General features: G+C 64.1%; 28 protein-coding genes. 13 read left to right on the top strand and 15 right to left on the bottom strand.

What is annotated here, in order from left to right:
- Positions 1-5: 5 nt before the first annotated feature.
- Entirely contained in the window at positions 6-1,496 is a 1,491-nt protein-coding gene (locus FJ967_RS06510; protein WP_140730896.1) for a PLP-dependent aminotransferase family protein, read from the bottom strand.
- A gap of 125 nt (positions 1,497-1,621) precedes the next feature.
- Here FJ967_RS06510 and FJ967_RS06505 point away from each other — a divergent pair, with 125 nt between their 5' ends.
- Positions 1,622-2,803 carry an MFS transporter gene (locus FJ967_RS06505; protein ID WP_140730895.1) on the top strand — a complete coding sequence of 394 codons (1,182 nt, stop codon included), beginning with the start codon at positions 1,622-1,624 and terminating at the stop codon, positions 2,801-2,803.
- Between the two features lie 24 nt (positions 2,804-2,827).
- On the opposite strand, the gene FJ967_RS06500 is transcribed toward FJ967_RS06505, so the two are convergent.
- Positions 2,828-3,526, bottom strand: a complete 699-nt coding sequence (locus FJ967_RS06500) for a YafY family protein (RefSeq protein ID WP_140730894.1) — start codon at positions 3,524-3,526, stop codon at positions 2,828-2,830.
- Positions 3,527-3,654: 128 nt separating this feature from the next.
- Here FJ967_RS06500 and FJ967_RS06495 point away from each other — a divergent pair, with 128 nt between their 5' ends.
- Entirely contained in the window at positions 3,655-4,290 is a 636-nt protein-coding gene (locus FJ967_RS06495; protein ID WP_140730893.1) for a LysE family translocator, read from the top strand.
- A 36-nt stretch (positions 4,291-4,326) separates the two neighbouring features.
- Here FJ967_RS06495 and FJ967_RS06490 read toward each other — a convergent pair whose 3' ends face one another.
- The 7 genes from FJ967_RS06490 to FJ967_RS33660 all read right to left on the bottom strand — a co-directional run bounded on the left by FJ967_RS06490 (position 4,327) and on the right by FJ967_RS33660 (position 11,174).
- Entirely contained in the window at positions 4,327-5,418 is a 1,092-nt protein-coding gene (locus FJ967_RS06490; RefSeq protein ID WP_140730892.1) for a 3-deoxy-7-phosphoheptulonate synthase, read from the bottom strand.
- 205 nt (positions 5,419-5,623) lie between these two features.
- Positions 5,624-6,418: an SDR family oxidoreductase gene (locus FJ967_RS06485; RefSeq protein WP_140730891.1), complete on the bottom strand. Its 795-nt coding sequence runs from the start codon at positions 6,416-6,418 to the stop codon at positions 5,624-5,626.
- A gap of 29 nt (positions 6,419-6,447) precedes the next feature.
- Complete coding sequence (iolG, locus tag FJ967_RS06480; RefSeq protein WP_140730890.1) at positions 6,448-7,443, bottom strand: inositol 2-dehydrogenase; 996 nt, start codon at positions 7,441-7,443, stop codon at positions 6,448-6,450.
- A 120-nt stretch (positions 7,444-7,563) separates the two neighbouring features.
- A complete protein-coding gene (locus FJ967_RS06475; RefSeq protein ID WP_140730889.1) occupies positions 7,564-8,331 on the bottom strand; it encodes an ATP-binding cassette domain-containing protein in 768 nt (255 codons plus the stop codon).
- Positions 8,332-8,333: 2 nt separating this feature from the next.
- Positions 8,334-9,410, bottom strand: coding sequence for an ABC transporter permease (locus FJ967_RS06470; RefSeq protein WP_140730888.1), 1,077 nt, complete (start codon positions 9,408-9,410; stop codon positions 8,334-8,336).
- Positions 9,411-9,516: 106 nt separating this feature from the next.
- On the bottom strand, positions 9,517-10,458 hold the full coding sequence (locus FJ967_RS06465; protein ID WP_140730887.1) for a sugar ABC transporter substrate-binding protein: 942 nt from the start codon (positions 10,456-10,458) through the stop codon (positions 9,517-9,519).
- Between the two features lie 368 nt (positions 10,459-10,826).
- Positions 10,827-11,174, bottom strand: a complete 348-nt coding sequence (locus FJ967_RS33660) for a hypothetical protein (RefSeq protein WP_246675194.1) — start codon at positions 11,172-11,174, stop codon at positions 10,827-10,829.
- Here FJ967_RS33660 and FJ967_RS33655 point away from each other — a divergent pair.
- Positions 11,142-11,681: a hypothetical protein gene (locus FJ967_RS33655; RefSeq protein ID WP_246675193.1), complete on the top strand. Its 540-nt coding sequence runs from the start codon at positions 11,142-11,144 to the stop codon at positions 11,679-11,681. The two genes, FJ967_RS33660 and FJ967_RS33655, sit on opposite strands and share 33 nt — an antisense overlap.
- Positions 11,682-11,690: 9 nt before the next feature.
- On the opposite strand, the gene FJ967_RS06455 is transcribed toward FJ967_RS33655, so the two are convergent.
- Positions 11,691-12,722 (bottom strand): LacI family DNA-binding transcriptional regulator, encoded by a 1,032-nt coding sequence (locus tag FJ967_RS06455; RefSeq protein ID WP_140730885.1) that lies wholly within the window; start codon positions 12,720-12,722, stop codon positions 11,691-11,693.
- Positions 12,723-12,887: 165 nt separating this feature from the next.
- Here FJ967_RS06455 and FJ967_RS06450 point away from each other — a divergent pair, with 165 nt between their 5' ends.
- Genes FJ967_RS06450 through FJ967_RS06440 form a run of 3 tightly spaced genes read left to right on the top strand, consistent with a single transcriptional unit; the run spans position 12,888 to position 15,564 of the window.
- Entirely contained in the window at positions 12,888-13,979 is a 1,092-nt protein-coding gene (locus tag FJ967_RS06450; RefSeq protein WP_140730884.1) for a fatty acid desaturase family protein, read from the top strand.
- Between the two features lie 35 nt (positions 13,980-14,014).
- Positions 14,015-14,329 carry a MocE family 2Fe-2S type ferredoxin gene (locus tag FJ967_RS06445; RefSeq protein ID WP_140730883.1) on the top strand — a complete coding sequence of 105 codons (315 nt, stop codon included), beginning with the start codon at positions 14,015-14,017 and terminating at the stop codon, positions 14,327-14,329.
- A gap of 17 nt (positions 14,330-14,346) precedes the next feature.
- Positions 14,347-15,564: an FAD-dependent oxidoreductase gene (locus tag FJ967_RS06440; RefSeq protein ID WP_246675192.1), complete on the top strand. Its 1,218-nt coding sequence runs from the start codon at positions 14,347-14,349 to the stop codon at positions 15,562-15,564.
- A 97-nt stretch (positions 15,565-15,661) separates the two neighbouring features.
- Here FJ967_RS06440 and FJ967_RS06435 read toward each other — a convergent pair whose 3' ends face one another.
- The 5 genes from FJ967_RS06435 to hslV all read right to left on the bottom strand — a co-directional run bounded on the left by FJ967_RS06435 (position 15,662) and on the right by hslV (position 19,880).
- Positions 15,662-16,621, bottom strand: coding sequence for a DUF1402 family protein (locus FJ967_RS06435; RefSeq protein ID WP_140730881.1), 960 nt, complete (start codon positions 16,619-16,621; stop codon positions 15,662-15,664).
- A 175-nt stretch (positions 16,622-16,796) separates the two neighbouring features.
- The gene (gene hslU / locus FJ967_RS06430; protein WP_140730880.1) at positions 16,797-18,107 is read right to left on the bottom strand and encodes an ATP-dependent protease ATPase subunit HslU; all 1,311 of its coding nucleotides are present in this window, start codon (positions 18,105-18,107) and stop codon (positions 16,797-16,799) included.
- 4 nt (positions 18,108-18,111) lie between these two features.
- Complete coding sequence (locus FJ967_RS06425; RefSeq protein WP_140730879.1) at positions 18,112-18,711, bottom strand: DUF2585 domain-containing protein; 600 nt, start codon at positions 18,709-18,711, stop codon at positions 18,112-18,114.
- A 3-nt stretch (positions 18,712-18,714) separates the two neighbouring features.
- The gene (locus FJ967_RS06420) at positions 18,715-19,266 is read right to left on the bottom strand and encodes a GNAT family N-acetyltransferase (protein ID WP_140730878.1); all 552 of its coding nucleotides are present in this window, start codon (positions 19,264-19,266) and stop codon (positions 18,715-18,717) included.
- Positions 19,267-19,328: 62 nt separating this feature from the next.
- On the bottom strand, positions 19,329-19,880 hold the full coding sequence (gene hslV, locus FJ967_RS06415; RefSeq protein ID WP_140730877.1) for an ATP-dependent protease subunit HslV: 552 nt from the start codon (positions 19,878-19,880) through the stop codon (positions 19,329-19,331).
- A 225-nt stretch (positions 19,881-20,105) separates the two neighbouring features.
- On the opposite strand from hslV, the gene hisB reads away from it, so the two are divergent.
- From hisB to hisF, 7 genes are read left to right on the top strand one after another with little or no spacing between them, the layout of a single operon-like run.
- Complete coding sequence (gene hisB, locus FJ967_RS06410) at positions 20,106-20,705, top strand: imidazoleglycerol-phosphate dehydratase HisB (protein WP_140730876.1); 600 nt, start codon at positions 20,106-20,108, stop codon at positions 20,703-20,705.
- Between the two features lie 4 nt (positions 20,706-20,709).
- Positions 20,710-21,186: a DUF2628 domain-containing protein gene (locus FJ967_RS06405; RefSeq protein ID WP_140730875.1), complete on the top strand. Its 477-nt coding sequence runs from the start codon at positions 20,710-20,712 to the stop codon at positions 21,184-21,186.
- Between the two features lies 1 nt (position 21,187).
- Complete coding sequence (gene hisH / locus FJ967_RS06400) at positions 21,188-21,838, top strand: imidazole glycerol phosphate synthase subunit HisH (protein ID WP_140730874.1); 651 nt, start codon at positions 21,188-21,190, stop codon at positions 21,836-21,838.
- Between the two features lie 5 nt (positions 21,839-21,843).
- A complete protein-coding gene (locus FJ967_RS06395) occupies positions 21,844-22,134 on the top strand; it encodes a DUF1330 domain-containing protein (protein ID WP_140730873.1) in 291 nt (96 codons plus the stop codon).
- A gap of 4 nt (positions 22,135-22,138) precedes the next feature.
- Positions 22,139-22,888: a 1-(5-phosphoribosyl)-5-[(5-phosphoribosylamino)methylideneamino]imidazole-4-carboxamide isomerase gene (gene hisA, locus FJ967_RS06390; protein ID WP_140730872.1), complete on the top strand. Its 750-nt coding sequence runs from the start codon at positions 22,139-22,141 to the stop codon at positions 22,886-22,888.
- Positions 22,885-23,721, top strand: coding sequence for an arginase family protein (locus tag FJ967_RS06385; RefSeq protein ID WP_140730871.1), 837 nt, complete (start codon positions 22,885-22,887; stop codon positions 23,719-23,721). The genes hisA and FJ967_RS06385 overlap by 4 nt, the downstream gene beginning before the upstream one ends.
- Positions 23,718-24,512, top strand: coding sequence for an imidazole glycerol phosphate synthase subunit HisF (gene hisF / locus FJ967_RS06380; protein WP_181175699.1), 795 nt, complete (start codon positions 23,718-23,720; stop codon positions 24,510-24,512). The genes FJ967_RS06385 and hisF overlap by 4 nt, the downstream gene beginning before the upstream one ends.
- Positions 24,513-24,538 lie beyond the last annotated feature (26 nt).

The raw sequence follows: 24,538 nt of genomic DNA, 5'->3' as shown, positions 1-24,538 counted from the left end.
CGAGCCTATCCGTGTTCGGCGTGCCCTTGGACGGCCAGGGCCAGTCGCCCGACAGCCGGGGCTGCGTCCTCCCCGTGCAGGGCGGAAAAGCCGAGAAGAAGACCGTGGCTGACTTCAGGCGCAAGATGCATCGGGGAGATCGGCAGCACGCTAACACCGGACCGGCGGGCTGCCTGTGCGATTGAGACATCGTCCGACCCCGGGGGCAATCGGGTCAGAAGATGGACGCCCTGCATGGGCACTTCGATCCCGATCCCTTGCTGCTCCGCAAATTGGCCGCGAAGCAGCGCCACCAGCACGTCGCGCGAGGCGCGATAGCTTTCGCGCAGCCGCCTGAGATGGCTGGAAAAATGCCCCTCGCCTAGAAAGTCGGCGACCACCAGCTGATGGAATGGCGCCGGGAAGCGGTCGAGCAACACGCGCATGGCGCGAACGGCCGGCACCAGCTCCGGCGGTACCACGAGATAGCCGAGCCGAAGGCCGGGCAGCAACGCCTTGCTGAACGTGCCGAGATAGATGACCCGGTCATGCTCGTCGACGCCCTGCAGCGCCGCCAGCGGACGGTCATCATAACGAAACTCGCTGTCGTAATCGTCCTCGAGAATCCACGCGCCCTTTGCCGCCGCCCAATCGATGAGGGCCAGGCGCCGCGCCATCGAAAGCACCGTGCCCGTCGGGTATTGGTGCGAGGGCGTCACATAGACAGCCCGGATAAGTTCCGGACGTTCGGCAAGCAGGTCTACGTTGATCCCGTTCGGGTCGACGGGGATCGGAACGAGCCTGGCGCCGCCGGCGGTGAAGGCCAGCCGTGCCGGCGGATAACCCGGTTCCTCGATCGCGACGCTATCTCCCCTGTCGATCAGAGTGCGGATGGCAAGATCGATCGCCTGCTGCGAGCCGGAAGTGATGAAGACGCGGTCCGGATCGCAGCGCACGCCGCGGGCCGCTGCGAGATAGGTCACCACCTCGCCGCGCAGCCGTTCCTCGCCCTGCGGATCCCGGTAATGGTCGCTGAGCGCGTCGAGATGGCGATGTCCCAGGCGCTTGAGAACGGCACGCGTCCTGTCGTCGGGCGCCGCCCGGCCGGTGGCGAACGGCACCTGGCGCTGCGGAGCGAGCAGTGCGTTGCCGATGACCGAGCGCGCTGCCGACGAGATGTCGTTTCTTGCTGTCGCGCGCGCGGTCCGGCGCGCCCGCTCCGGTCGCCCCGGCACGTCGGCCGAGACAAACGTGCCGGAGCCGTGATGGCCGACGACATAGCTCTCGCTCAACAGCGTTTCATAGGCTTCGACCACGACGCCGCGCGACACGCCCCAAAGCCCGGCTGCGGCGCGCGTCGATGGCAGCCGTGCGCCCGCCGGCATCCGGCCCGAGACAATCGCATCGCGCAGCACGAAATAGAGCTGCCGCCCGATCGAGGCCTGCGACGCGCGGTCGATGGCGATGTCGACCAGATGCGTTGCCCCCTCGTGCCGGCGCGATGTCTTGTCGGCCATGAACTCCTCCCAAGTGGTCCCCGATCCTCGACCCAAGAGGACCTGTAAGTCGATCGGAATTTAAAGGATCACTGTACCACATTGCCCGGATTTGCGGGACGTTATCTTGGATAAGGTGCAGCCCGATGCGTACAGCGCACGCCTATTTGCTCTTTGTCGCCACCTTGCTCACATCGATGGGCTATGGCGCCACGTTCCTTCTCACCGAGCATTTTCGCGCGCTTGGCGGCAGCGAGATCGAGACAGGCACGACGCTTGGCGGCGCCATGCTGGGCACGCTGGTCGGCGTCCCCCTGGTCGGCTGGTTTGCCTGGCGTCTCGGCGCGGGCCGCATGGCCGGGCTTGGCGCACTTCTGGTTGCCTGCGGCTATCTCGGCCTGGCGTCGTTGTCGGCGCTGACGCCATTGATCGGCGTCGCCGGCTTCTTCATCGGCCTTGGCTGGGGCATCTTCTTTCTCGCCGCGCCGATGGCGCTTTCGATGCGCGTGACCGACCAGGATCGCGGCTTCTGGTTTACGCGCTATGGCGCGTTCCAGATGGGCGGCATCGGGCTGAGCCCGATCGCGGCCAGCGCGCTGATCAACCAGGCCGGGCTCAACACCGGACAGGCATTCGGGGCTGTCGCCTTGGTCTGTCTGCTTGCCGCATTGCTCCTGGCCCTGTTCGAGGCCATCGCGGTGCGGCCGGTCGCTGCGGCGGTCAAGGCGGCGGGCACCGCCTGGGTGCGGACCTTGCCGGCACTGCTGCGTACACGGGCCATGTACCCGATACTGATGGTCGGGCTTGGCGCCTGTGTGTTCAGTGGGCTGTTGACCTTCCAGACGTCTCTGGTCCGCGGCACCGGGCTTCAGGCCAGCACATTCTTTGCCGCCTATGCCATTACCGTCGTCGCGTCCCGCTTCTTGCTGGCGCCGGTCATCGGCCGTGCCAAGGGCGATCACGTCGCCGTCATTCTGCTGGCCATCATGATCGCCGGCGTCATTGTCGCTTTCGGCCTCGCCTATGGCGTTCTGGTACAGATTGCCAGCGCGATCCTGCTGGGCGTCGGCTACGGACTGGTCTATTCAGTCATCCAGACACAAGCTGTGAACGATGCCCCGGCCGAACACCGAAACGCCGCTCTGACATGGTTCGTCGTCGCCTATTTCCTGGGCATTTTCGGGTTTCCGATGCTCGGCGGCTGGCTGATCGTCCATGTCGGGACCAACGGATTCCTGGTCGCCGTCCTCCTGTTTGCAATGGCGGAAATCGCACTGGCGCTGTTGCGCGGACAGCGTCTTGCCGCCCGAAGCGTACAGGCGATATGAGATCTGTTCCCTCGCGAGGACATCTCAGCCACTGGCAGCGGCGTTCGTCTCCCAGCCGTCCACCCAGACCTGCCGCAGCCGATCGCCTTCGCCCTTGAAGCGCAGGCCAGTCGGCCGGCAATCCGCGATGCGGTCGCTGCGGAAATTGCGGATCGCCTGACGCAGCTCGCACCAGGCGACGATGTTGGCGGCCTCGGCGTAGTAGATGAGCGCGATCGGGCGAATGAGCCGCTCGGAGGCGCGGCCCATCTCGTCGCGGTAGGAAAGATCGAGCTTTTCCTCGTCGCGGATGGCGCGGCGCACCAGCGCCAGATCGATCGCGCCCGCTGAAGGCGCCGCGAAACCCCAGGCATGAAGCGCATTGGCGTCCAGCGTCTGGCGCAAGGGCGGCGGCACCGCGCCGGCGATCTTGGCGCCGACGCGTTTTGCCGCCTGTTTGAGCTCGTCGTCTCCGGTGCGCTCCAGGAGCGCCAGCGACAGCACGATCGCCTCCATTTCCTCGATCGAGAACATCAGCGGCGGCAGGTCGAAACCCGGGCGCAATATGTAGCCGACGCCACGCCCGCCCTCGATCGGCACGCGCATGGCCTGAAGCGCGGCGATGTCGCGATATATCGAGCGGATCGTCACCTCCAGTTGCCCGGCGATCATTGCCGCCGTCACCGGCTGCCTGGCCAGCCGCAGGATCTGGATGATCTCGAACAGGCGCGAGGCCTTGCGCATTTTTCTCACCGGCTGCGAAACACAACTGACACACCATCGTCAGTTGGCCCGATCTATAGGAGCGCCTATGGGCTTGAAAATCAACAATTCCTTGGCGGCATGCCGACGAGAGGCGACAGGCAACTGACATGAGCTACGCGGAAAATCTCTGGCTTTTCTTTCTTCTGCTGTTCGGCATCATCGCCGTTCCAGGCATGGACATGCTGTTCGTGCTTGCCAATGCGCTGACCGGCGGGCGTGACAGGGGACTTGCCGCGACCGGCGGCATCATGGTCGGCGGCATGGTGCACACGCTGAACGGCGCCGTCGGCGTCGGCCTGCTGATGCATTTCGTGCCCGTTCTGTTCAAACCGCTGCTGGTCGCCGGCGCCGCCTACATGGCCTATATCGGCATCACGCTGATGCGCAGTTCCATCACCGTCGGCCATGACGGCCCCGCCGGCAGCCGCTCCGCGTGGAGGGCGTTTCGCCAGGGTTTCGTGACCTGCCTGATCAATCCGAAGGCCTATCTCTTCATCCTGGCGGTCTATCCGCAGTTCCTGAAACCCGTGTACGGTCCGATCTGGGCGCAGGCGACGATCATGGGCCTGCTGACCATGCTGACCCAGGGCGCGATCTATGGCGGGCTCGCCATAACAGCCGGGCGTAGCCGGCAAATGCTGGTCGCCAATCCGCGCGCCACGGCTTTTGCGGGACGCGCCGCCGGATTGCTGCTGTTCGCCGTCTCGCTGTTCACCGCCTGGGAAGGCTTGAAGGCGGCGTGAGCCCGGAGCCTGGGACCCACGCCGCCTCTCAAACCGTCAAGCAGCGCCCTGACGGCTCTCCAGCATGGCGCGGCGCGCCGAGCGGCGCCATTCGACGGCGCCGGCAAGGCCATGCAGCACCGTTTCGGTGGTCGCCCAGTCGATGCAGCCATCGGTGATGCTCTGGCCATAGGTGAGCGACTTGCCTGGAATGACATCCTGACGCCCGGCGACGAGATTGCTCTCGATCATGACGCCGATGATGCGCTCGTCGCCGGCCGCGACCTGGCTCGCCACGTCAGCCGCCACCTTGGGCTGGTTCTCGGGTTTCTTGGCCGAGTTGGCGTGGCTGACATCGATCATCAGGCGGGGCGCGATGCCGATGCGGGCGAGTTCGGCCGAAGCGGCCTCGACGCTTGCCGCGTCATAGTTAGGCTGAACGCCGCCGCGCAGGATGACATGGCAATCCTCGTTTCCGGTCGTCGCCGCGATGGCGCTGCGTCCGCCCTTGGTCACCGCCATGAAGTGATGCGGCTGGGCGGCCGACTTCACCGCCTCGCCAGCGATCCTGAGATTGCCGTCGGTGCCGTTCTTGAAGCCGACCGGGCAGGACAGGCCCGAGGCCAGTTCGCGATGGATCTGGCTCTCGGTCGTGCGTGCGCCGATGGCGCCCCAGGCGACGAGGTCGGCAATGTATTGCGGCGTGGTCATGTCGAGGAATTCGGTCGCCGCCGGCAGGCCGAGATTGTTGACGGCCGACAGCACGTTGCGCGCCATGCGCAGCCCCTTGTCGATGTTGAAGGAGCCGTCGAGGTCGGGATCGTTGATCAGGCCCTTCCAGCCGACGGTCGTGCGCGGCTTCTCGAAATAGACGCGCATGACGATCTCGAGCCGGTCGGACAAGGTCTCGCGCAGCGCCGCCAGACGGCTGGCATAGTCAACGGCCGCGACCGGATCGTGGATGGAACAAGGGCCGACGATGACAACAAGTCGATCGTCGGCCCCCGTCAGGATGGAGTGGATGGCGTTGCGCGAAGCGGCAACGGTGCGCGTCGCCGTGAGTGAGCGCGGTATCTCGCGCATCACCTCTTCCGGCGTGCTCAGCAGTCTCAGTTCCTTGACCCGAAGGTCGTCTGTGGTGGTCAACACGGCTTTCTGCTCCTGTTTGGGAGACCTGCCGGCTGAAACAAAAAAGCCGCCAGGTCTGGCGGCTTGTCGGACTGTTTGCTGCAATCTTCAGATCGAGCGCAATCCTCCCGCCGCCAGCGAGCTGCTAAAGTACCAATAGGTGGCGGACAGGTGGATCATGCGGCTCATATAATCGATGTCGGAGCGCTTGTCACGCTCTGAGATTCTACTCGCCGACCACTCCGGCGATGTTCTGGTCGTAGTCGACCAGCGATCCGGTCATCACGCCGGCCTGCGGGCTGAGCATATAGGTGATCAACCGTGCCAACTGGGCCGGCTTCACCAGTTGGCCCATCGGCTGCGAGGCCTCGGCCTTCGCCAGCCAGTCGTCGGGCGCGTCGTGCCACTTCTTCTGCACGATGTCTTCGCCTTCGGTATCCATCCAGCCGGGCAACACCGCGTTGCAGCGGATGCGGTTCTTCCGATAGGAACTGGCGACATTCTTGGTCAGCGTCATCAGCGCGCCCTTGCTGGTCGAATAAGGCGTCAGAAAGGACTGGCCGGCATGCGCCGACATCGACAGCACGTTGACGATCGAGCCGGGCGTCTTTTTCTCGAGGAGATGCGCCACCAAGCCCTGCATCAGGAAGAAGGGACCGCGCACATTGGTGTCGAAGATCTGGTCGAAGACGTCTTCCGTCGTTTCGACCAGCGAGCCGCGCGCCGAGGTGGCGGCGGCGTTGACCAGTGCGTTGAGCGTGCCGAAGTGGGAAATCGCAGTGGCGACCGCGCGCTTGCAGTCCGCCACTTTGGCGACGTCCGCACTGATGAAGATGGCGTCGACGCCGTTCTTCTTCAGCGTGGCGACCGCCTTGTCGCCTTTCTCCTGCGAGCGGCCGATGAGTGCCAGCGCCTTGCAGCCTTCGTCGGCCAGTGCCTCGGCGACGGCAAAGCCGATGCCTTGCGCGCCGCCGGTGACGATGGCGCGTGTGTTCGAATTGCGATCGGCCGATGCGCTCATCGCTCTGCTCCTGGGTTGGATAATTGCTTCTACTTGTCGAGGCGTACGGTCTTGCCTGTCGTTGCCGATTTCAGCGCCGCGTCCGCCAGCTTCAGCGCGACGAGCCCGTCGGCCCCGCTCGGCGCCGCCTTCTTGCCCTTGGTCGCGGCGGTGATGAAGGCGGCGATCTCGTTGGCATAGGCGTCGAGATAGCGGGTCATGAAGAAGTCGTGCAGTGGCGGGCGCGTATAACCCTTCTCGTTGGCGACTTCGATCGACACCGGCCGCTGGTTCTCGGCCGCCACCATGCCCTTCGAACCATGCACCTCGATGCGCTGGTCGTAGCCATAGGTGGCGCGGCGCGAATTGGAGATGACGGCCTGCTTGCCGGAAGCCGTTTCGAGGATGACGCTGACCGAATCGAAATCGCCGGCCTCGCCGATCTTCTTGTCGACCAGCACCGAGGCATGAGCGCTGACCGCCACGGGTTCCTCGCCGAGCAGAAAGCGCGCCATGTCGAAATCATGGATGGTCATGTCGCGGAAAATGCCGCCGGAGCGCGCGATGTAGTCGAGCGGCGGAGCGCCCGGGTCGCGCGACGTGATGGTGACCATCTCGACCGTGCCGATGGCGCCATCGTCGATCGCCTTGCGCACGGCGGCGAAATGCGGATCGAAGCGCCTGTTGAAGCCGACCATCAGCGTCGCCTTGGCCTTCTCGACCACGGCCAGGCACTTCTCGACGCGCTTGACATTGAGATCGATCGGCTTCTCGCAGAAGATCGCCTTGCCGGCCTTGGCGAAGCGCTCGATCAGATCGGCATGGGTGTCGGTCGGCGTGCAGATGACGACAGCGTCGATGTCTTTCGCTTTCTCGATGGCGTCGATGGTGCGCACCTCGGCGCCATATTCATTCGCCAGGTCCTTCGCCGCCTTCTCGAAAGCATCGGCGACGGCGACCAGTCTGGCCTGCGGGTTGGAGCCGACGGCGCGGGCATGGACCTTGCCGATGCGGCCGGCACCGAGGAGGGCGAAACGAACAGTCATGTGGATTTCCTCTAGGGGATGGGTTCGAGAGAATTGTGTCCGCACCTTCCGGCCTGGGGAAGGTGGCAATGTTGTTTTTCCGGCGCGCCAGATCGTTCCGCAATCGTGTCACCTGCGGCCTCAAGCCGCGAGTTCAGCCTCCCCGGTCTTGGCGCCGGTGATATAGGAGACGATATCCTGGCCGTCGGTGTTTTCCTTGCGCAGATTGGCGACGATGCGGCCGCGCCGGAACACCACGATGCGGTCGCACAGATCGAAGACCTGGCGCATATTGTGGCTGATCAGGATCAGCGGCTCGCCATTCTCCTTCAGCGTGCGGATGATGTTTTCGACCTGAGCCGTTTCCTGCACGCCGAGCGCGGCCGTCGGCTCGTCCATGATGATCAGCTTGGAGGCGAAGGTAGCGGTCCTGGCGATCGCCACGCACTGGCGCTGGCCGCCCGACATGTGGCGGATGGTGTTGGACAGGTTGGGTATCTTCACCGCCGTGCGCACCAGGGCGGCCTCCGTCGCCTTGCGCATCGCCCTGCGGTCGAGGATCGAGAACGGGCCGAGATTGAACAGCACCTTCTCGCGGCCGAGGAACAGGTTCGACGGCACGTCGAGATCGTCGGCCAGGGCCAGGTTCTGGAACACCGTCTCGATGCCGGCCTCGCGCGCCGCGATCGGCCCGGTGAAGTTCACCTCCTTGCCGTCGAACCAGATCTTGCCGCTGGTGCGCTGCTCGACGGCGGTGATCTGGCGCACGAAGGTCGACTTGCCGGCGCCGTTGTCGCCCATGATGGCGACGTGCTCGCCCTTGCGCAGTTCGAAATTGGCGCTTTCGAGCGCGTGCACGCCGCCATAGCGCTTGGTGAGGTTTTCGGTCTTCAGGACGATGTCTGACATGGTCAAGCCCTCAATGCCCGCATGCGCTGGCGCCACTGGTCGAGAACGACCGCGCCGACGATGATCACGCCCTTGACCATTTCCTGATAGTAGGCGTCGAGGCGCAGGAAGGTGAAGCCGGAGATGATGACGCCGAAGATCAGCGCGCCGATCACCGTGCCGATGATGGAGCCGCGGCCGCCCGACAGCGAGACGCCGCCGATGACGGCCATGGCGATGGCGTCGAGCTCGTACATCACGCCCATGCCGGCCTGGGCGGTGAGGTTCTTGGAGGACAGCACCACGGCGGCGAGCGCCGCCAGGATGCCGGCGATGACGTAGACGAGGATCTTGTGATTGGCGATCTTGATGCCCGACATGCGCGCGGCATCCTCGTTGGAGCCGATGGCGTAGCAGTGCTTGCCGTACCTGGTGTAGCTCATGATGAGTTGGAACAGCACGGCCAGCGACAGGAAGATGATGACGGGCATCAGGCCCTTGCCGATCGCGGCGAAACTGTCGGTCGGAAACGAGATCGGCTGGCCCTTCGACCACCATTTGGCGATGCCGCGCGCGGTCACCATCATGCCGAGCGTGGCGATGAAGGGTGGGATGCGCGTGTAGGCGATCAGGGCGCCGTTGACCAGGCCGGCGAGCAGGCCGCAGCCGATCGCCACCAGAACCGGGACGATGACCGGCAGGTCGGTCCAGCCCTGTGCCAGGAACATCGCCTTGGGGTTGGGATTGCCGTTGACGGTCGCGACCTGCGCGAAACTCATGGCGATCATGGCTGTCGCGCCGACGATCGAGCCGGAGGACAGGTCGATGCCGCCGGTGATGATCACCTGGGTGACCCCGATGGCGATGATGCCGACGATAGACACCTGCAGGATGATGATCTGCAGGCGCGCTTCGTTGAAGATGCCGGCGACGTCGCTGCGGGTGTTGAACAGGAAGGAATCGCCGAGGAAGATCCGGCCGATCAGCTCGAAGATGACGACGAGGATGACGAGCGCCAGGAAGACGTTGAATTCAGCCGGCCATGTGCGCTTTTTGGCGTCATAGCTGACCCCGCCGACGCCGTGAGATGTCTGTGCCACTCTTGTTTCCTCCGTCAGCCGCGGTCGTTCCTCGGCACCTGTCCGGCACCGAGGGAAGAGGAGCGGCGCTGTCCTTGCGGGAGCGCCGCTCCGAAATGTCCGCCGCTCAGTTCTTCTTCAGGAACTTGTCGATGTTTGCCGGGGTGACAAGCTGGAAGGGAACGTAGACCTTGCGTTCGACTTTCTCGCCCTTGGCGAGCTTGAGCGCGGCATCCAGCGCGCCCGCGCCCTGGCCGGCGGCGTCCTGGAACACGGTGGCATCGAGGTCGCCCGCCTGCATGGCGGCAAGCGCGTCCTGGGTGGCGTCGACGCCGCCGACGACAACCGACTTCATGTCGATGTTGGCGGCCTTCATCGCCTGGATGGCGCCGATGGCGCTTTCGTCATTGTTGGCGATGACGCCGTCGAACTTCTTGCCGGTCGACAGCCAGTTGGTCATCAGGTTCTGCGCCTGGTCGCGGTCCCAGTTCGAGGTCTGCTTGTCGATGATCTTGATGAAGCTGCAGTCCGGCGTGGCGATGACATCGTCGATGTCCTTGGTGCGCTGCACGGCGGCCTGGTTGGAGAGCTCGCCCATGATCACGTAGACATTGGCTTCCGTCTTGCCGGCTTCCTTGAACAGCCGGCAGACTTCCTTGGTCTCGAGCGTGCCGGAATCGGCTTCGTTCGAAGCGACGAAGGCCTGGTTGTCGGGCAGGGTGTCGACATTGACCGGCTGGCGGTTGACGTAGACCAGCGGGATCTTGGCGGCGGCGGCCGCATCCGACATTGCCTGCGTGGCCGAAGTGTCGACCGGGTTGACGATGATGGCGTCGACGCCGGAAGCGGCGAAATTCTTGATCTGGTCAAGCTGCTTGGCAACGTCGTTCTGCGCGTCCTCGACCTGCAGCTCGACTCCGCTCATGCCCTTGGCCTGCTCGATCATGCCGTTGCGCAGCACGGTGAGGAAATTGTCGTCGAACTTGGCCATCGAGACGCCGATCTTGGCGGCCATGGCCGATGAACTCATCAGCGCCGCGAAGGCGACGCCCAAAAGCAGTTTCTTCATTTTATCTCTCCTCCACTTTTGGTGTCCGGTTGCACCGATCTCTCCGGAATCCCCGATCTGCCTGGGGAATCTCTCCCGATTTTCGTCTCTCTCCCGGATGGCGCCTGCCGTTTGCTGGAACGCCAAAGCCTCTGATGAAACAGATGTTCCGGAACGAAAGAACCAAAATGTATGACTGGTGAAATATTTATTCCATTTTGTCGCGAGGCGTCAAGAGCCATTCCAAAACCGGATGTGCGATTTTGACGGAGGCGACGGCGCCGGGTGCAAACGGCAGGTGAATGCCCTGCCCGTTGCGCGGATCGGGCAGGCGCAGGCCGCCGCCAGGCGGCTACCACCGAAACGCGCAGCCCAGCATGGACCTGCCTTCAGAAATGCCAGATGTCGCGTTGCAGCAGGAGATCGAGCGGCGCTCTCCAGACCCTGTATGTCGCCGCGCGCTTCATCTGTTGCTCGATGCTGAGCTTGCCGTTGAGCTCGAAGAAAGCGTCAATCCGCCGGCGGGCGTGGAGCTTTTTTCCCCTGGTGTTGTAGTTGCCGATCGGCAGCCCGTGGCGGCTGATCGTCCGCCCGTCCTGCGATAGCGCGATACCGGTGCAGAATTGTTCCGGGGTGTGCAAACGCACGATTTCCCTGACCTTGCCGGTGGCGGCGTATGCCCGTTCCAGCGCCGGAATGTTGTCATGATGAACGCCGACGACGCCGCTCGCCCACATCGGTTCATCGCCCGTCAGTATATCGTCTCCAAGCGAGAGCCCTTTGCCCCCGAGCGCGCGATAAGGCGGCTTTGGGCGGCCTTCGCAGCGCCACATCAAGGAGGAAGACGCCGATATCCGTTGGAAGCATCCCGATATGTCGCCGGTCGGGTACATATCGGCATCCATGAAAAACAGGCGCTCGCAACGCCGCAACAGATCGATGATGCCGGCGGCCTTGATGCCGAACTTGTATCGATTGCCGAAGGACGTCTCAGCCTTTTTCTCGGCGGTCAGCTCAATCGTTTCGATGGGATATCCGGCGAAAATAGCCGGGTTGTCGGTCAGGACCAGAATTCGGGCATCGGGGCAATGGTGCAGCAGGCGCAAGGCGCTGAAGATGGCGCCGCGCGCAAAGAGCTCGTCGCTTCCAAACGCGATGTACCCAAACCTGTTCCCGCCCATCGGACAACTATATTAGCGAGCGGATTTCCGGTCAATTTGGCGGCGCGCCAGGCGCCTGAGTGAACACGCCCGCTAGATGTTCTCAGGCAAATAGATGTCGAACGGCAAGAAGGTCTGGCCCGGTGCGTTGGCCGCCCCTGTCTCGATGGCATGCGCCATGAGATCGAGCAGTTCGCGGCACAGGGCCGCCAGCGGCGTCGAGATGACCATGGTCAGGACCCCGTCGGCCAGAGCCGAGCGCGAGACCGCCGATATCTCGTTGCAGACGACCGCCGGCATCTCGGTCGGCCGGGCCTGCCTCAGCGCCGCGACAGCGCCTTCCATGCCGCCGCCGGCGACATAGCAGCCGACGAGGTCCGGGTGGCGGCCGAGCAGGTCGAGCAGCGTGTCCTGCGTGATCTGGTTGGCCTCGAGATTGACCAGGGTTTCCAGAAGCGTGAAGTCCGGTGCCTGTTCGCGGAAGAAGGAGCGGAAGCCGATCTCGCGCAGTTCATGGCCGTGGAAGCGGTGGCTGCCGACGAAGAGCGCCACCTTGCCCGGCCGCCTGGCCGCTTTCGAGATCATCCAGGCCGCGGTGCGGCCGACCTTGCGGTTGTCGAGGCCGACATAGCCCTCGCGGATGCCGGCCGCGAAATCGGAAAGCAGCGAAAAGACCGGCAGGCCCCTGGCCTTCATCTCCTCGACGGTGACGGTGAGCGCCGGATGATCCGGCCCGACCAGGGCGACGGCCCGGCATCTGACGGCGAGCTGGCGCGTGCGCTCGACGATTTCGTCGGGCGTCAGCGAACTGGCGAAGTCGATGATCGCGACGCCGCGAAAGCGCTGCGACTGCGATACCGCCAGTTCCAGCTGCCGCGCGAACTCGGTGTAGAAGACATCATTGCCTCGCAGAAGCAGAAAGCCGAGCCGGTATTCGGGCAGTTCATGGCGCATACGCTGCTTGATCAGGCCGGCCGCGTGATAGCCGATCTCGGTCGCGGTCTCGTAGACGCGGCGCGCGGTTTCCTCGCGCACCGGCAAGCGATTGTTGAGCACGCGATCCACCGTGGCGACGCTGACGCCGGAGACGCGCGCCAGATCTGAAATGGTCGGCCGTTTCGCCATGATCGCCTCGTTCGATTGCCTCATACCGATACATCATTCTGATAGGAAATGATAGAAACTATCTTCGTGATGTTGAGTCTATCATCGCGAGGCGTTATTTTCCTGAAATGGAGCCAGTTGGCGATAGGCATTCGCGCGGCGAATGCCCTGCCTTGGGAGGCAATCATGTCGACAGCGCCGTCCCGGCGTGACTACAGCCTGATCGGTCGCGACGCCCGGCTTGCCGTCGAGAGCGGCCTGGCGGCGGCGCAGTGGTATCACACCGACATCCCCCGCAAGCAGATGAAGGAGCTGATGCAGCGCTCCGACGGGCCGGCGATCCGCGATACCGCGATCTGGCTCGCCGCCCTCATTGTCAGCGGCGCCGGCGCCGCCTGGTTCTGGGGCACATGGTGGTGCGTGCCGTTCTTCTTCGTCTATGGCGTGCTCTACGGCTCGTCGACCGATTCACGCTGGCACGAATGCGGCCACGGCACAGCGTTCCGCACGCAGTGGATGAATGACGCGGTCTATCAGATCGCCTGCTTCATGATCATGCGCAATCCGGTGACCTGGCGCTGGAGCCACACGCGCCATCACACCGACACCATCATCGTCGGCCGCGATCCGGAAATCTCCGTCATGCGGCCGCCGGACCTGGTGCGGCTCGTCCTCGGTTTCGTCGGCGTTACAGACGCCTGGCACGCAATGTCGGACATGCTGCGCAATGCCGCCGGCAATATCAGCGCGGCCGAGCAGACCTTCATTCCCGAGCCGGAACAGAAGAAGGCGATCCGCATCGCCCGCATCTGGACGGCGATCTATGCCGCTACCATCGCACTGGCGCTCTATTCTGGTTCGTTGCTGCCCTTGATGCTGGTCGGCCTGCCCCGGCTCTACGGCGCCTGGCATCACGTCATGGTCGGCCTGCTGCAACATGGCGGCCTCGCCGACAACGTCACCGATCATCGGCTGAACAGCCGAACCGTCTACATGAATCCGATCAGCCGCTTCATTTACTGGAACATGAACTATCATGTCGAACATCACATGTTCCCGATGGTGCCCTATCATGCGCTGCCGAAGCTGCATGCGCTGATCAAGCATGATTTGCCGGCACCGACGCCATCGATCCTGGCCGGCTACCGCGAGATGATCCCGGCCTTCCGGCGCCAGTTGCGCAACGAGGATTATTTCCTCAAGCGTGAGCTGCCGCCGACAGCCCGGCCGTATCGCGAGGAATTCCACAACGACACCGTCGCCGTCGCGGCGGAATAATCACGCGCCACCGTGCGCTCCCAGGGGAGGACTGAATGAGCGATTGGGTCGAGGCTTGTGCCGCCGAGGACATCGATGAAGAAGATGTGATGCGCTTCGACCATGGCGGGCGCACCTTCGCCATCTATCGCAGCCCCGACGACGAGTACTTCGCCACCGACGGCCTGTGCACGCATGAGAAGGTCCACCTCGCCGACGGGCTGGTCGTGGACGACATCATCGAATGTCCCAAGCACAATGGGCGTTTCAACTACAAGACCGGCGCGGCCAAGGGTGCGCCGGTCTGCGTCAACCTGCGGACCTATCCGGTCAAGGTCGATGCCGGCAAAGTCCTCGTTCAGATCGGGTGACGGACATGGCGCGGGGAATGGTGATCATCGGAGCCGGCGAATGCGGCGGGCGGGCAGCGCTTGCCCTGCGCGATCTCGGCTATGACGGGCCGGTGACGCTGGTCGGCGACGAGCCGCATCTTCCCTATGAACGGCCGCCGCTGTCCAAGGAGGCGATGGCGAGCGACGCGCCCGAGATCAAGGCGATCGCCAGCGACGCCATTCTGGTCGAAAAGTCGATACGGCACGTCCATTCCGTTCAGGCGGTGGCGATCGATCGCACGGCGCATATGGTGCGCCTGTCCGATGCTTCGGTGCTGCCGTATGACAAGCTGCTGCTGGCCACCGGTTCAACGCCGCGCAAGCTGCCCATGCCCGGCCTTGGCGGGCGCTGTGTCTATCTCAGGACCTTCGCCGACGCGCTGGCCATCCGCGCCCATCTCAGCGCCGGCAGCCACATCGTCGTCATCGGCGGCGGCTTCATCGGCCTCGAGCTTGCCGCGGCTGCCCGCAGGCTCGGCGCTTCAGTCACCGTCATCGAGGCGCAGCCGCGCATCCTGATGCGCGGCGTGCCGGCCGAGATCGCTGCCGTGATCCATGAAGCGCATGTGGCCGAAGGTGTCGACATACTGTGCGGCGACGGCATCGCGTCCATCGCCGACGACGGCAATGAGGTGCGCGTGACGCTTGCCGGCGGGCGCGAAATTGTCGCCGATCTCGCCATCATCGGCATCGGCGCCGTGCCGGTGACCGGGTTGGCTGCCGAAGCCGGCCTGGCAATCGACAATGGTATCGCTGTCGACGCCGAGCTGCGCAGCAGCGATCCCGACATCCTTGCCGCCGGCGATTGCTGTTCGTTCCCGCTTGCCGTCTATGGCGGCCGCCGCGTGCGGCTGGAAGCCTGGCGCAACGCGCAGCAACAGGGCGCGCTGGCGGCCAGGAACATGCTTGGCGCCGGCGAAGCGCATGCCGATGTGCCGTGGTTCTGGTCGGATCAATATGGGCTCTCCCTGCAGATCGTGGGGCTTTCCGACGAAGGCAGAAGCACCGTGCGCCGCGATCTTGGCGAGGGCGCCTTCATCCTTTTCCACCTCGCCGAGGACGGCAGGCTGGTGGCGGCGAGCGGCATCGGCCCCGGCAATGCGGTCGCTCGCGACATCCGGCTGGCCGAAATGCTGATCGGCAAGCGGGCGAAACCGGCGCCGGAAGCGCTGGCATCGCAGGACGTGAAGCTGAAGTCGTTGCTGGCCGCCTGAGGCGGTTGCGCCAATTATCGAGGTACGCGCTGCCCCTCATCTGCCTGCCGGCATCTTCTCCCCGTCAACTCTGATGCGCCTGGTCCCCTCGACGCGCCTAGAACAGCGACTTCAGCTCCGGCAGCTTGTCGTTGACCAGCCAGCCGTAATAATTCTCTTCAGGCAGTTTTGCCTGTTCGCCGGCGGCGCGGCGCCTGTCGTTCTCCGCCTTCAGCGCATAGGCGCGCTGCTCGGGGTTGCCGACATTGTAGAGCGTGGCGGTCAGTCCCGGATTGCCGGAAATATCGAAGCCGGCAATGGACTTGTAGGCATCGATCGATTTTCTGATCGTGGCGGCGACATAGGGCAGCGTCAGGTCCGGATCCATGATGGTCTTGTAGACCGCGTTGGGATCGGAAACGTCGAGCTTCGGCAGGCCTGAGACCTTGTGCACGAGATCGCTCATCTGCAGCGCGGTCAGCGGATTGAGCTGGCCGAGGCCGAAGGTCTGGCCGGCATAATAGGGCTGGAAGAAGGTGGCGCCGAAGCGGTTGTCGGGGAAATCCTCACCGCCGACCGTCTTGCCGCGAAACGAACGATTCCACACCTGCTCGCGGCATTCCCACAGATCGTAGCTGTCGGAAATAGCGGCGCATTTCTTGAATTCGGGCCGCTGCACGAAATCGGTGATGTCCTCGCCGTCATAGGCGAAGGAGAGCTTGCTGGAGAGGTAGGAGATCGCCTTGACGTAATAGGTCTGCAGCCGGTCGTAGGCGTCGACATTGTAGGTGTGCTCGCCGACGATGGCGCCGACGATATGCATCGGATCGATGCCATAGGCGCTCGCCGCCTTCTTGATCTTGGCGCGCAGGTCGGGGTCGTTCTGCAACAGCGCGTAGACCTTGCGATACTTGGCCTGGAAGGTGGTGTTGGTTGCCTGCGTACGGCGGCTGGAAGCGCCGGGAATGTCGGGCTGCTCGGCATTGCGGTTGCCCGGCGGCACCAATGTCGCCGCGTCGGCCGCGAACAGCGTCGCCGCCAGCGTCAAGCCGAGAAGGACCAGGACCAGTTTTTTCATGCACCCGCCGCCTGCAAATGGTGCGGGCAAACTAGGGTAATGGTCCGGGTCGAGTCGAGAGCAACGCTTCGCCTGGCAAGACGAAAGGTGGCCAGATGGTACCATCTGGCCACACATGGTTCAGTCGAGGAACCGCACCGCCTGGATCGGCGCCGGAAGGGTCCGGCACCTCTCTTCAAAGGATGAAACGCGACAAATCCGTGTTTCTGGAGAGGTCGCCGACATGCTTCTTGACATAGGCGGCATCGATGGTGACCGCCGTGCCATTGCGGTCCGGCGCATCGTAGGAAATGTCGTCCAGCACCCGCTCCATCACAGTCTGCAGCCGCCGGGCGCCGATGTTCTCGATGCTGGCGTTGAGGTCGACGGCGACACCGGCGAGCGAATCGATGGCGTCGTCGGTGAAGGTGAGTTCGACGCCTTCGGTCTTCATCAGCGCGATATACTGCTTGATGAGGCTCGCCTCCGTCTCGGTCAGGATGCGGACGAAGTCGTCCTTTTCAAGCGCGCGCAGTTCGACGCGGATCGGCAGGCGGCCCTGCAGTTCCGGCAGCAGGTCCGACGGCTTCGAGACATGGAAGGCGCCCGAAGCGATAAACAGGATGTGATCCGTCTTCACCGGTCCGTACTTGGTCGCCACCGTCGTGCCCTCGACCAGCGGCAGCAGGTCGCGCTGCACGCCTTCGCGCGAAGGGCCGCCGGAAATGTCCGATCGCGCCGCGATCTTGTCGATCTCGTCGAGGAAGACGATGCCGTCATTCTCGGTCGCGTCGAGCGCCCGGCGCACCACCTCGTCCTGGTCGAGCAGCTTGTCGGATTCGTCGCTGACCAGCAGGTCGTAGGACTCTTTCACCGTGGTCTTGCGCAGCTTGGTCTTCTTGCCGCCCATCGCCTTCGACAGCATGTCGTTGATGTTGAGCACGCCGATATTGGCGCCCGGCATGCCGGGAATCTCGAAGCCGGGCATGCCGCCATTGCCGGTGTCGGCCACCTCGATCTCGATTTCCTTGTCGTCGAGTTCGCCCTCGCGCAGCTTCTTGCGGAAGGAATCGCGCGTCGCCGGGCTCGCCGTCTTGCCGACCAGCGCTTCCAGCACGCGTTCCTCGGCATTGATGTGGGCGCGCGCCTTGACGTCTTCGCGCATCTTCTCGCGCACCAGGCCGATGGCGATCTCGACCAGGTCGCGGATGATCTGCTCGACATCGCGACCGACATAGCCGACCTCGGTGAACTTGGTCGCCTCGACCTTGACGAAAGGAGCGCCGGCGAGCCGCGCCAGGCGGCGCGAAATCTCGGTCTTGCCGACGCCGGTCGGGCCGATCATCAGGATGTTCTTCGGCATCACCTCTTCACGCATCTGGCCTTCCAGCTGCTGGCGGCGCCAGCGGTTGCGCAAGGCGATGGCCACGGCGCGCTTGGCGTCCTTCTGGCCGATGATGAAACGGTCGAGTTCCGAAACGATTTCGCGGGGAGAAAATGTGCTCATATCACTAAATTCCACTTTGCCACTGCTTGATGGCCTCGAACGGATGCAGCAGCATGATCACGTTGAGTGTCAGATTGTCCCGGATAAGATAGCCGGTACCCAGTTCGAAGAGGATGGCGAGGCTGACGATCACCCATATAGGTAGCCTTCGCGCCATCACAAATCCCAACACCATGGCCAGTGTGTCGGACACCGAATTGATGATCGAGTCGCCGTAATAATCGAGCGAAATGGTGCCGGCGCGGTAGCGGTCGATGATGAACGGGCTGTTTTCCAGCAACTCCCAGCCGCCTTCGATGAGAACCGCGAAGGCCAGCCTCAAGCCGATCGGCGAGCGCGGGAACAGGAAACGCGCCAGCGCGTAGAACAGGAAGCCGTGGATGATGTGCGAGAACGTATACCAGTCCGAAATGTGCTGGGAATTCTCCGAACTGTTGACCACGCCATGCCAAAGCTTGACGTAGCCGCAGGTGCAGATCGGCGTCCGGCCCATGAGATAGAGCGTGACGGCCTGAACGATGACCAGGCCGGCGACGATCAGCAATCCCATCCGCCAGCTGTTCTCATAGGCCGACAGGCTCCTGTCCTCTCCCGAAGCGTCCATGCCTTACCCCTCTTCCCCGTCGCCATCGTCGGCATCGCCCTCTTCAGCGTCGCCCTCTTCAGCATCGATAGCCATCAGGACGACGTCGCCATAGACCGATTGCCTGCGATCAATGGCGCGGAATCCGGCTTTTTCATAGGCACGGATGGCCCTGGCGTTGGCGGGATCGGGGTCGATGATGACGCGCGGCACGCCTTCCCTAAACAAATCCTCGACAAACTGGCGCACGATGGCGGAGCCATGGCCGATGCCGATCAGCTCCGGCCGGCCGATCGACAGGTCGATGCCCAGCGTGCCGAACGGCTGATCGGCATAGGGATGATCGTCCTCCATATGCGGGTCGTAGCTCTGCAGGTAGGCGATCGGCTTGCCGTCGAGCTCGACGATCAGCGGCTCGACGGAAATCGAGTCCATATGATCGCCGATCGCGGCGATTTCCGTCTCCGGATCGTCCCACCACGCGGCGACTTCAGGCTCGGCCAGCCAGCCGGCGATCATCGGCAGGTCCTTTTTGGTGACCGGCCGAAAATCGTAGCTATTTTCCTGTTTGACCATGATCTCTTCCGGAAACCGGTTCCCCGCTTGCGCGATCCTGCGGTTCGGGATCCTGGCCTGATTCAGGCGGCATCGAGCGTTTCTACGACGAAATTGTTGTTGGTGTAGACGCAGATGTCGGACGCGATCTGCATCGCCTTGCGGGCGATCTCCTCGGCATCCTTGTCGGTGTCCATCAGCGCCCGGGCGGCCGCGAGCGCGTAATTGCCGCCGGAGCCGATGGCCATGACGCCATGTTCGGGCTCGAGCACGTCGCCATTGCCGGTCAGCGCCAGCGAGACGGATTTGTCGGCGACCAGCATCATCGCTTCCAGCCGGCGCAGATAACGGTCGGTGCGCCAGTCCTTGGCGAGCTCGACGCAGGCGCGCGTCAACTGGTCGGGATATTGTTCGAGCTTGGCTTCGAGCCGCTCCAAAAGCGTGAAGGCGTCCGCCGTGGCACCGGCGAAGCCGGCAATCACGGTGCCGCCCTTGCCGATGCGGCGCACCTTGCGGGCATTGCCCTTCATGATGGTCTGGCCAAGGCTGACCTGGCCGTCGCCGGCGATCACCACCTTGTTGCCCTTGCGCACGGTCACGATGGTCGTGGCGTGCATGGTGAGTTCGTTGGACATTTCCTGGCTCCGATTCGCGCGATCCCAAAAAGGCGATTGGCGCGGTACGAGTAACTCCGATCGGCCATATGTATGCATGGGTCCGATGATTGCAAACCGCTCGATAGCGACCGGGATCGCAACTGGCAATCGCCGGATCATGCTGATAGAAGGCTTTCGTTTTCAAGCCCGTGAATGGCTCGAAGCCCGCTCCACCGCTTCGAGCCTGTCAAACAAGGACCAGTCATGGCGCCCCGTTCCGCCGAAGTCAGCCGCAAGACCAGGGAGACCGAGATCGCCGTGTCGGTCCATGTCGACGGCTCCGGCAAATCGGATATCGCGACCGGTGTCGGCTTCTTCGACCATATGCTCGACCAGCTGTCGCGCCATTCGCTGATCGACATGACGGTCAGGGCCAAGGGCGACCTGCACATAGACGACCACCACACGGTCGAGGACACCGGCATCGCACTCGGCCAGGCCCTGACCAAAGCGCTTGGCGAACGGCGCGGCATCATGCGCTATGCCTCGATCGACCTTGCCATGGACGAAACGCTGACGCGCGCGGCAATCGATGTCTCGGGCCGGCCGTTCCTGGTCTGGAACGTCGCCTTCTCGTCGCCCAAGATCGGCACGTTCGACACCGAACTGGTGCGCGAATTCTTCCAGGCGCTGGCGCAGAATGCCGGCATAACGCTGCATGTCACCAATCATTACGGCGCCAACAACCACCATATCGCCGAGACCTGCTTCAAGGCCGTGGCACGCGCGTTGCGCACCGCGCTGGAGCGCGATCCGCGCCAGCCCGACGCGGTTCCCTCCACCAAGGGTTCTTTGAAGGGATAGCCTCATGGCCGCCTATATCGTGATGGAGCCACCCGGCCGCAGCGAGAAGGTCGACACCACGGCCTTTGTCCGCGACGGCTTCACCTGGGGCGGCCTGCTGGTGCCGCCGCTGTGGCTCGCCTGGCACCGGCTGTGGATCGAAGCCGCACTTACCTTTGTCGTCATGGGCATGCTTTCGATGCTTGGCCAGAGGCTTGGCCTCGGCGTGGCCGGCTCGCTTTTGTCGCTGCTCGTCTCGCTCTATGTCGGGCTCGAGGGCCAAGGCCTGCGCATCGCGGCGTTGCGCCGCCGGGGCTGGCATGAATGGGGCGTCGTCGAGGCGGCCCGGCTCGGGGACGCCGACATGCGTTATACGCTGGAGGCCGAAGGCCTCGCGGACGAGGCAGCGCCCGCGCCGCGGATCGTTCCGGACGCCGCCCTGGCGCGCCCGGCGCAACCCGGCATGGCGCTGGGGCTGACCCATATTCCGGGACGGCGCTGAGATGCGGGTTGCGATCATCGATTACGGCTCGGGCAATCTGCGCTCGGCCACCAAGGCTTTCGAGCGCGCCGCGCGCGAGGCCGGCATCGCGGCCGAGATCGACCTAACGGCCGATGCCGACCGGGTGCGCAGCGCCGACCGCATCGTGCTGCCCGGCGTCGGCGCTTACGCCGATTGCGCGGCCGGCCTGCGCGCGGTCGAGGGCATGTGGGAGGCGGTCGAAGATGTCGCCGTTCGTAAGGGCCGGCCTTTCCTCGGCATCTGCGTCGGCATGCAGCTGATGTCAGAGCGTGGTCTGGAAAAGACCGTCACCAGCGGCTTCGGCTGGATATCGGGCGACGTCAAGGAGATCACGCCGACCGATCCGGCCCTGAAAATCCCGCAGATCGGCTGGAACACGATCGAGTTGAGGCGCCAGCATCCGCTGTTTGCCGGCATTCCGACCGGACCCGATGGGCTGCATGCCTATTTCGTCCATTCCTATCATCTCGACGCAAAAAACCCGGACGAGGTCGTTGCGGTCGCCGACTATGGCGGCCCGGTGACGGCGACCGTCGCCCGCGACAATCTCGCCGGCACGCAGTTCCATCCGGAAAAGAGCCAGGCGCTGGGCCTGGCGCTGATCACCAATTTCCTACGCTGGAGGCCCTGAACACGATGAGCAAGAAGGGCTACTGGATAGCGATGATCGATGTCCGCGACCCCGAGATGTACAAGCAGTATATCGAGGCGAATGCGGTGGCGTTCGCGAAGTATGGAGCGAAATTCGCCGTGCGGGCCGGCCGCCATGAGAATCCGGAGGGACCGACCGGCAACCGGCATGTGCTGGTGGAGTTCGATTCCTACGACAAGGCGATCGAATGCTACCATTCACCGGAATATCAGCAGGCCTCCAAGTTCCGGCTTGCCGCCTCGACAGGTCATTTCGTCATCGTTGAAGGCGCCTGAACGCATGATCCTTTTTCCAGCCATCGATCTCAAGGACGGCCAGTGCGTGCGCCTGAAGCACGGCGACATGGCGACCGCGACCATCTACAACGATGACCCCGCAGCGCAGGCAAAAGCCTTCGAGGACCAGGGCTTCGAATGGCTGCATGTCGTCGACCTAAACGGCGCCTTCCAGGGCCAGAGCGTCAACAGCGCGGCGGTCGGCGCCATCCTCAAGGCGACGAAGAACCCGGTTCAGCTCGGCGGCGGCATCCGCACGCTGGCGCAGATCGAGGACTGGCTCGACCGTGGACTGGCCCGCGTCATCCTCGGCACGGTGGCGGTGCGCGATCCCGACCTGGTCAGGCATGCCTGCAAGGCGTTTCCAGGCAAGGTCGCCGTCGGCATCGACGCCAAGGGCGGCAAGGTGGCGGTCGAAGGCTGGGCCGAGGCGTCCACCCTTGGCGTCATCGAACTAGCTAAAAAGTTCGAGGGCGCCGGCGTCGCCGCCATCATCTACACAGACATCGACCGCGACGGCGTGCTGACCGGCATCAACTGGGATGCCACGATCGATCTCGCCGACGCGGTCTCGATCCCGGTGATCGCGTCGGGCGGCCTCGCCTCGATCGCCGACATCGTGCGCATGACGATGCCCGACGCGCAAAAGCTCGAAGGCGCGATTTCGGGGCGCGCGCTCTATGACGGCCGCATCGATCCCGCCGAGGCACTGGCGATCCTGCAAGGCAGGCCCGTGGCGGAGGCTCGCTCGTGAAGATCACCATCATCCTGGCCTCCTATGACAGCGGCCACTATCACGGTGGCATGGGCCAGGGCCCGGACGCGCTGATCTCGGGCGGACTGGTCGACGCGCTGACCATGGCCGGCCATGACGTGACGGTCGCGGATATCGGCAAGGTCGGCGACGAGCAGGAGCGCGAGATCGCCACGGGTTTTGCCGTCTGCAACGCCGTCTCGGGCGAGGTCCGCATTGCGCGTGACAGGGGGCGGTTCCCCATCGTGCTGGCCGGCAACTGCCTGACGTCGGCCGGCGCGGTCGCCGGCGAAGGCGCCGACGCCATCGTCTGGGCCGACCAGCATGGCGACCTCAACACGCCCGAAACGTCGATCTACGGCTTCCTCGACGGCATGGCGCTGTCGACGGTGCTTGGCCTGTGCTGGCGGCCGATGGCGGCGGCCATTCCCGGCTTCAAGCCGATCGATCCCTCGCGCTGCGTGCTCGTCAACGCCAGGGATCTCGATCCGGCCGAGGAGAAACTCCTCGCAACATTGCCGGTCATCCGGACGGAATGTCCCGGGGTGGCGCAAGCGACGGAAAGGCTGAAGGCCGCCGGCGCCAAGAGCGTGCACATGCATCTCGATCTCGACGTGCATGATCCCAAGGCATTGCAGGCCAACCGCTACGTCACACCTGGCGGCCCGAACCCGGAACAGTTGCGCGACGCGGCCTGCGCCATGGCGCTAGCCGTGCCGGTCGTCGGCATCACCGTTTCCGCCTACGACCCGGCCTTCGACGCCCAGGCCGACGTGCCGCCGCTGGTCGGCCAGCTGCTCAACGATCTCATCGCCACGATAGAGGGCCGCTGATGCTGAAAGCCCGCGTCATCCCTTGCCTCGACGTCAAGGACGGCCGCGTCGTCAAGGGCGTCAATTTCGTCGATCTCATCGACGCCGGCGATCCGGTCGAGGCCGCCAAGGCCTATGACGCCGCCGGTGCCGACGAACTCTGCTTTCTCGACATCACCGCCTCGTCGGACAATCGCGAGACCATTTTCGACGTCATCGCCCGCACCGCCGAACAGTGCTTCATGCCGTTGACCGTCGGCGGCGGCGTGCGCCAGGTCGCCGATATCAGGAAATTGCTGCTGGCCGGCGCCGACAAGGTGTCGATCAACACGGCGGCGGTGAAGAACCCGGATTTCGTCGCCGAGTCGGCCGACAAGTTCGGCAACCAGTGCATTGTCGTCGCCATCGACGCCAAGAAAGTCTCCGGCGCCGGTGAGGCCGACCGCTGGGAAATCTTCACCCATGGCGGGCGCGAGAAGACCGGCATCGACGCCATCGAATTCGCCCGAAACATGGTCGATCGCGGCGCCGGCGAGATCCTTTTGACCTCGATGGACCGCGACGGCACCAAGGCCGGCTACGACATCGCCCTGACCCGTGCGGTATCGGATGCAGTGCGTGCGCCGGTCATCGCTTCCGGCGGCGTCGGCACGCTCGATCACATGGTGGCCGGCATCCGCGACGGCCATGCCGGGGCCGTGCTGGCGGCCTCGATCTTCCATTTCGGCACCTACACGATCGCTGAGGCCAAGGCGCATATGGCCGAGGCCGGCCTGCCGATGCGGCTGGACTCCTTGGCCGATCGGCCCTAGAGGCTTTCCGGCTAAGAACAGGGCTC

It is taken from the genome of Mesorhizobium sp. B2-3-4 (genome assembly GCF_006442315.1).
GTDB lineage: Bacteria > Pseudomonadota > Alphaproteobacteria > Rhizobiales > Rhizobiaceae > Mesorhizobium.
This window is presented reverse-complemented; position numbering and strand designations above follow the sequence as displayed.

Coding starts and splice junctions, on each gene's coding strand:
- hisB (WP_140730876.1), top strand. CDS start 20,106: ATGGCGCCCCGTTCCGCCGAAGTCAGCCGCAAGACCAGGGAGACCGAG.
- FJ967_RS06435 (WP_140730881.1), bottom strand. CDS start 16,621: ATGAAAAAACTGGTCCTGGTCCTTCTCGGCTTGACGCTGGCGGCGACG.
- FJ967_RS06450 (WP_140730884.1), top strand. CDS start 12,888: ATGTCGACAGCGCCGTCCCGGCGTGACTACAGCCTGATCGGTCGCGAC.
- FJ967_RS06475 (WP_140730889.1), bottom strand. CDS start 8,331: ATGTCAGACATCGTCCTGAAGACCGAAAACCTCACCAAGCGCTATGGC.
- hisH (WP_140730874.1), top strand. CDS start 21,188: ATGCGGGTTGCGATCATCGATTACGGCTCGGGCAATCTGCGCTCGGCC.
- FJ967_RS06420 (WP_140730878.1), bottom strand. CDS start 19,266: ATGGTCAAACAGGAAAATAGCTACGATTTTCGGCCGGTCACCAAAAAG.
- FJ967_RS06500 (WP_140730894.1), bottom strand. CDS start 3,526: ATGCGCAAGGCCTCGCGCCTGTTCGAGATCATCCAGATCCTGCGGCTG.
- FJ967_RS06425 (WP_140730879.1), bottom strand. CDS start 18,711: ATGGACGCTTCGGGAGAGGACAGGAGCCTGTCGGCCTATGAGAACAGC.
- FJ967_RS06495 (WP_140730893.1), top strand. CDS start 3,655: ATGAGCTACGCGGAAAATCTCTGGCTTTTCTTTCTTCTGCTGTTCGGC.
- FJ967_RS06455 (WP_140730885.1), bottom strand. CDS start 12,722: ATGGCGAAACGGCCGACCATTTCAGATCTGGCGCGCGTCTCCGGCGTC.
- FJ967_RS06395 (WP_140730873.1), top strand. CDS start 21,844: ATGAGCAAGAAGGGCTACTGGATAGCGATGATCGATGTCCGCGACCCC.
- FJ967_RS06465 (WP_140730887.1), bottom strand. CDS start 10,458: ATGAAGAAACTGCTTTTGGGCGTCGCCTTCGCGGCGCTGATGAGTTCA.
- iolG (WP_140730890.1), bottom strand. CDS start 7,443: ATGACTGTTCGTTTCGCCCTCCTCGGTGCCGGCCGCATCGGCAAGGTC.
- FJ967_RS06405 (WP_140730875.1), top strand. CDS start 20,710: ATGGCCGCCTATATCGTGATGGAGCCACCCGGCCGCAGCGAGAAGGTC.
- FJ967_RS06440 (WP_246675192.1), top strand. CDS start 14,347: ATGGTGATCATCGGAGCCGGCGAATGCGGCGGGCGGGCAGCGCTTGCC.
- hslV (WP_140730877.1), bottom strand. CDS start 19,880: ATGTCCAACGAACTCACCATGCACGCCACGACCATCGTGACCGTGCGC.
- FJ967_RS06505 (WP_140730895.1), top strand. CDS start 1,622: ATGCGTACAGCGCACGCCTATTTGCTCTTTGTCGCCACCTTGCTCACA.
- FJ967_RS33660 (WP_246675194.1), bottom strand. CDS start 11,174: ATGTGGGCGAGCGGCGTCGTCGGCGTTCATCATGACAACATTCCGGCG.
- FJ967_RS33655 (WP_246675193.1), top strand. CDS start 11,142: ATGATGAACGCCGACGACGCCGCTCGCCCACATCGGTTCATCGCCCGT.
- hisA (WP_140730872.1), top strand. CDS start 22,139: ATGATCCTTTTTCCAGCCATCGATCTCAAGGACGGCCAGTGCGTGCGC.
- FJ967_RS06510 (WP_140730896.1), bottom strand. CDS start 1,496: ATGGCCGACAAGACATCGCGCCGGCACGAGGGGGCAACGCATCTGGTC.
- FJ967_RS06445 (WP_140730883.1), top strand. CDS start 14,015: ATGAGCGATTGGGTCGAGGCTTGTGCCGCCGAGGACATCGATGAAGAA.
- FJ967_RS06485 (WP_140730891.1), bottom strand. CDS start 6,418: ATGAGCGCATCGGCCGATCGCAATTCGAACACACGCGCCATCGTCACC.
- hslU (WP_140730880.1), bottom strand. CDS start 18,107: ATGAGCACATTTTCTCCCCGCGAAATCGTTTCGGAACTCGACCGTTTC.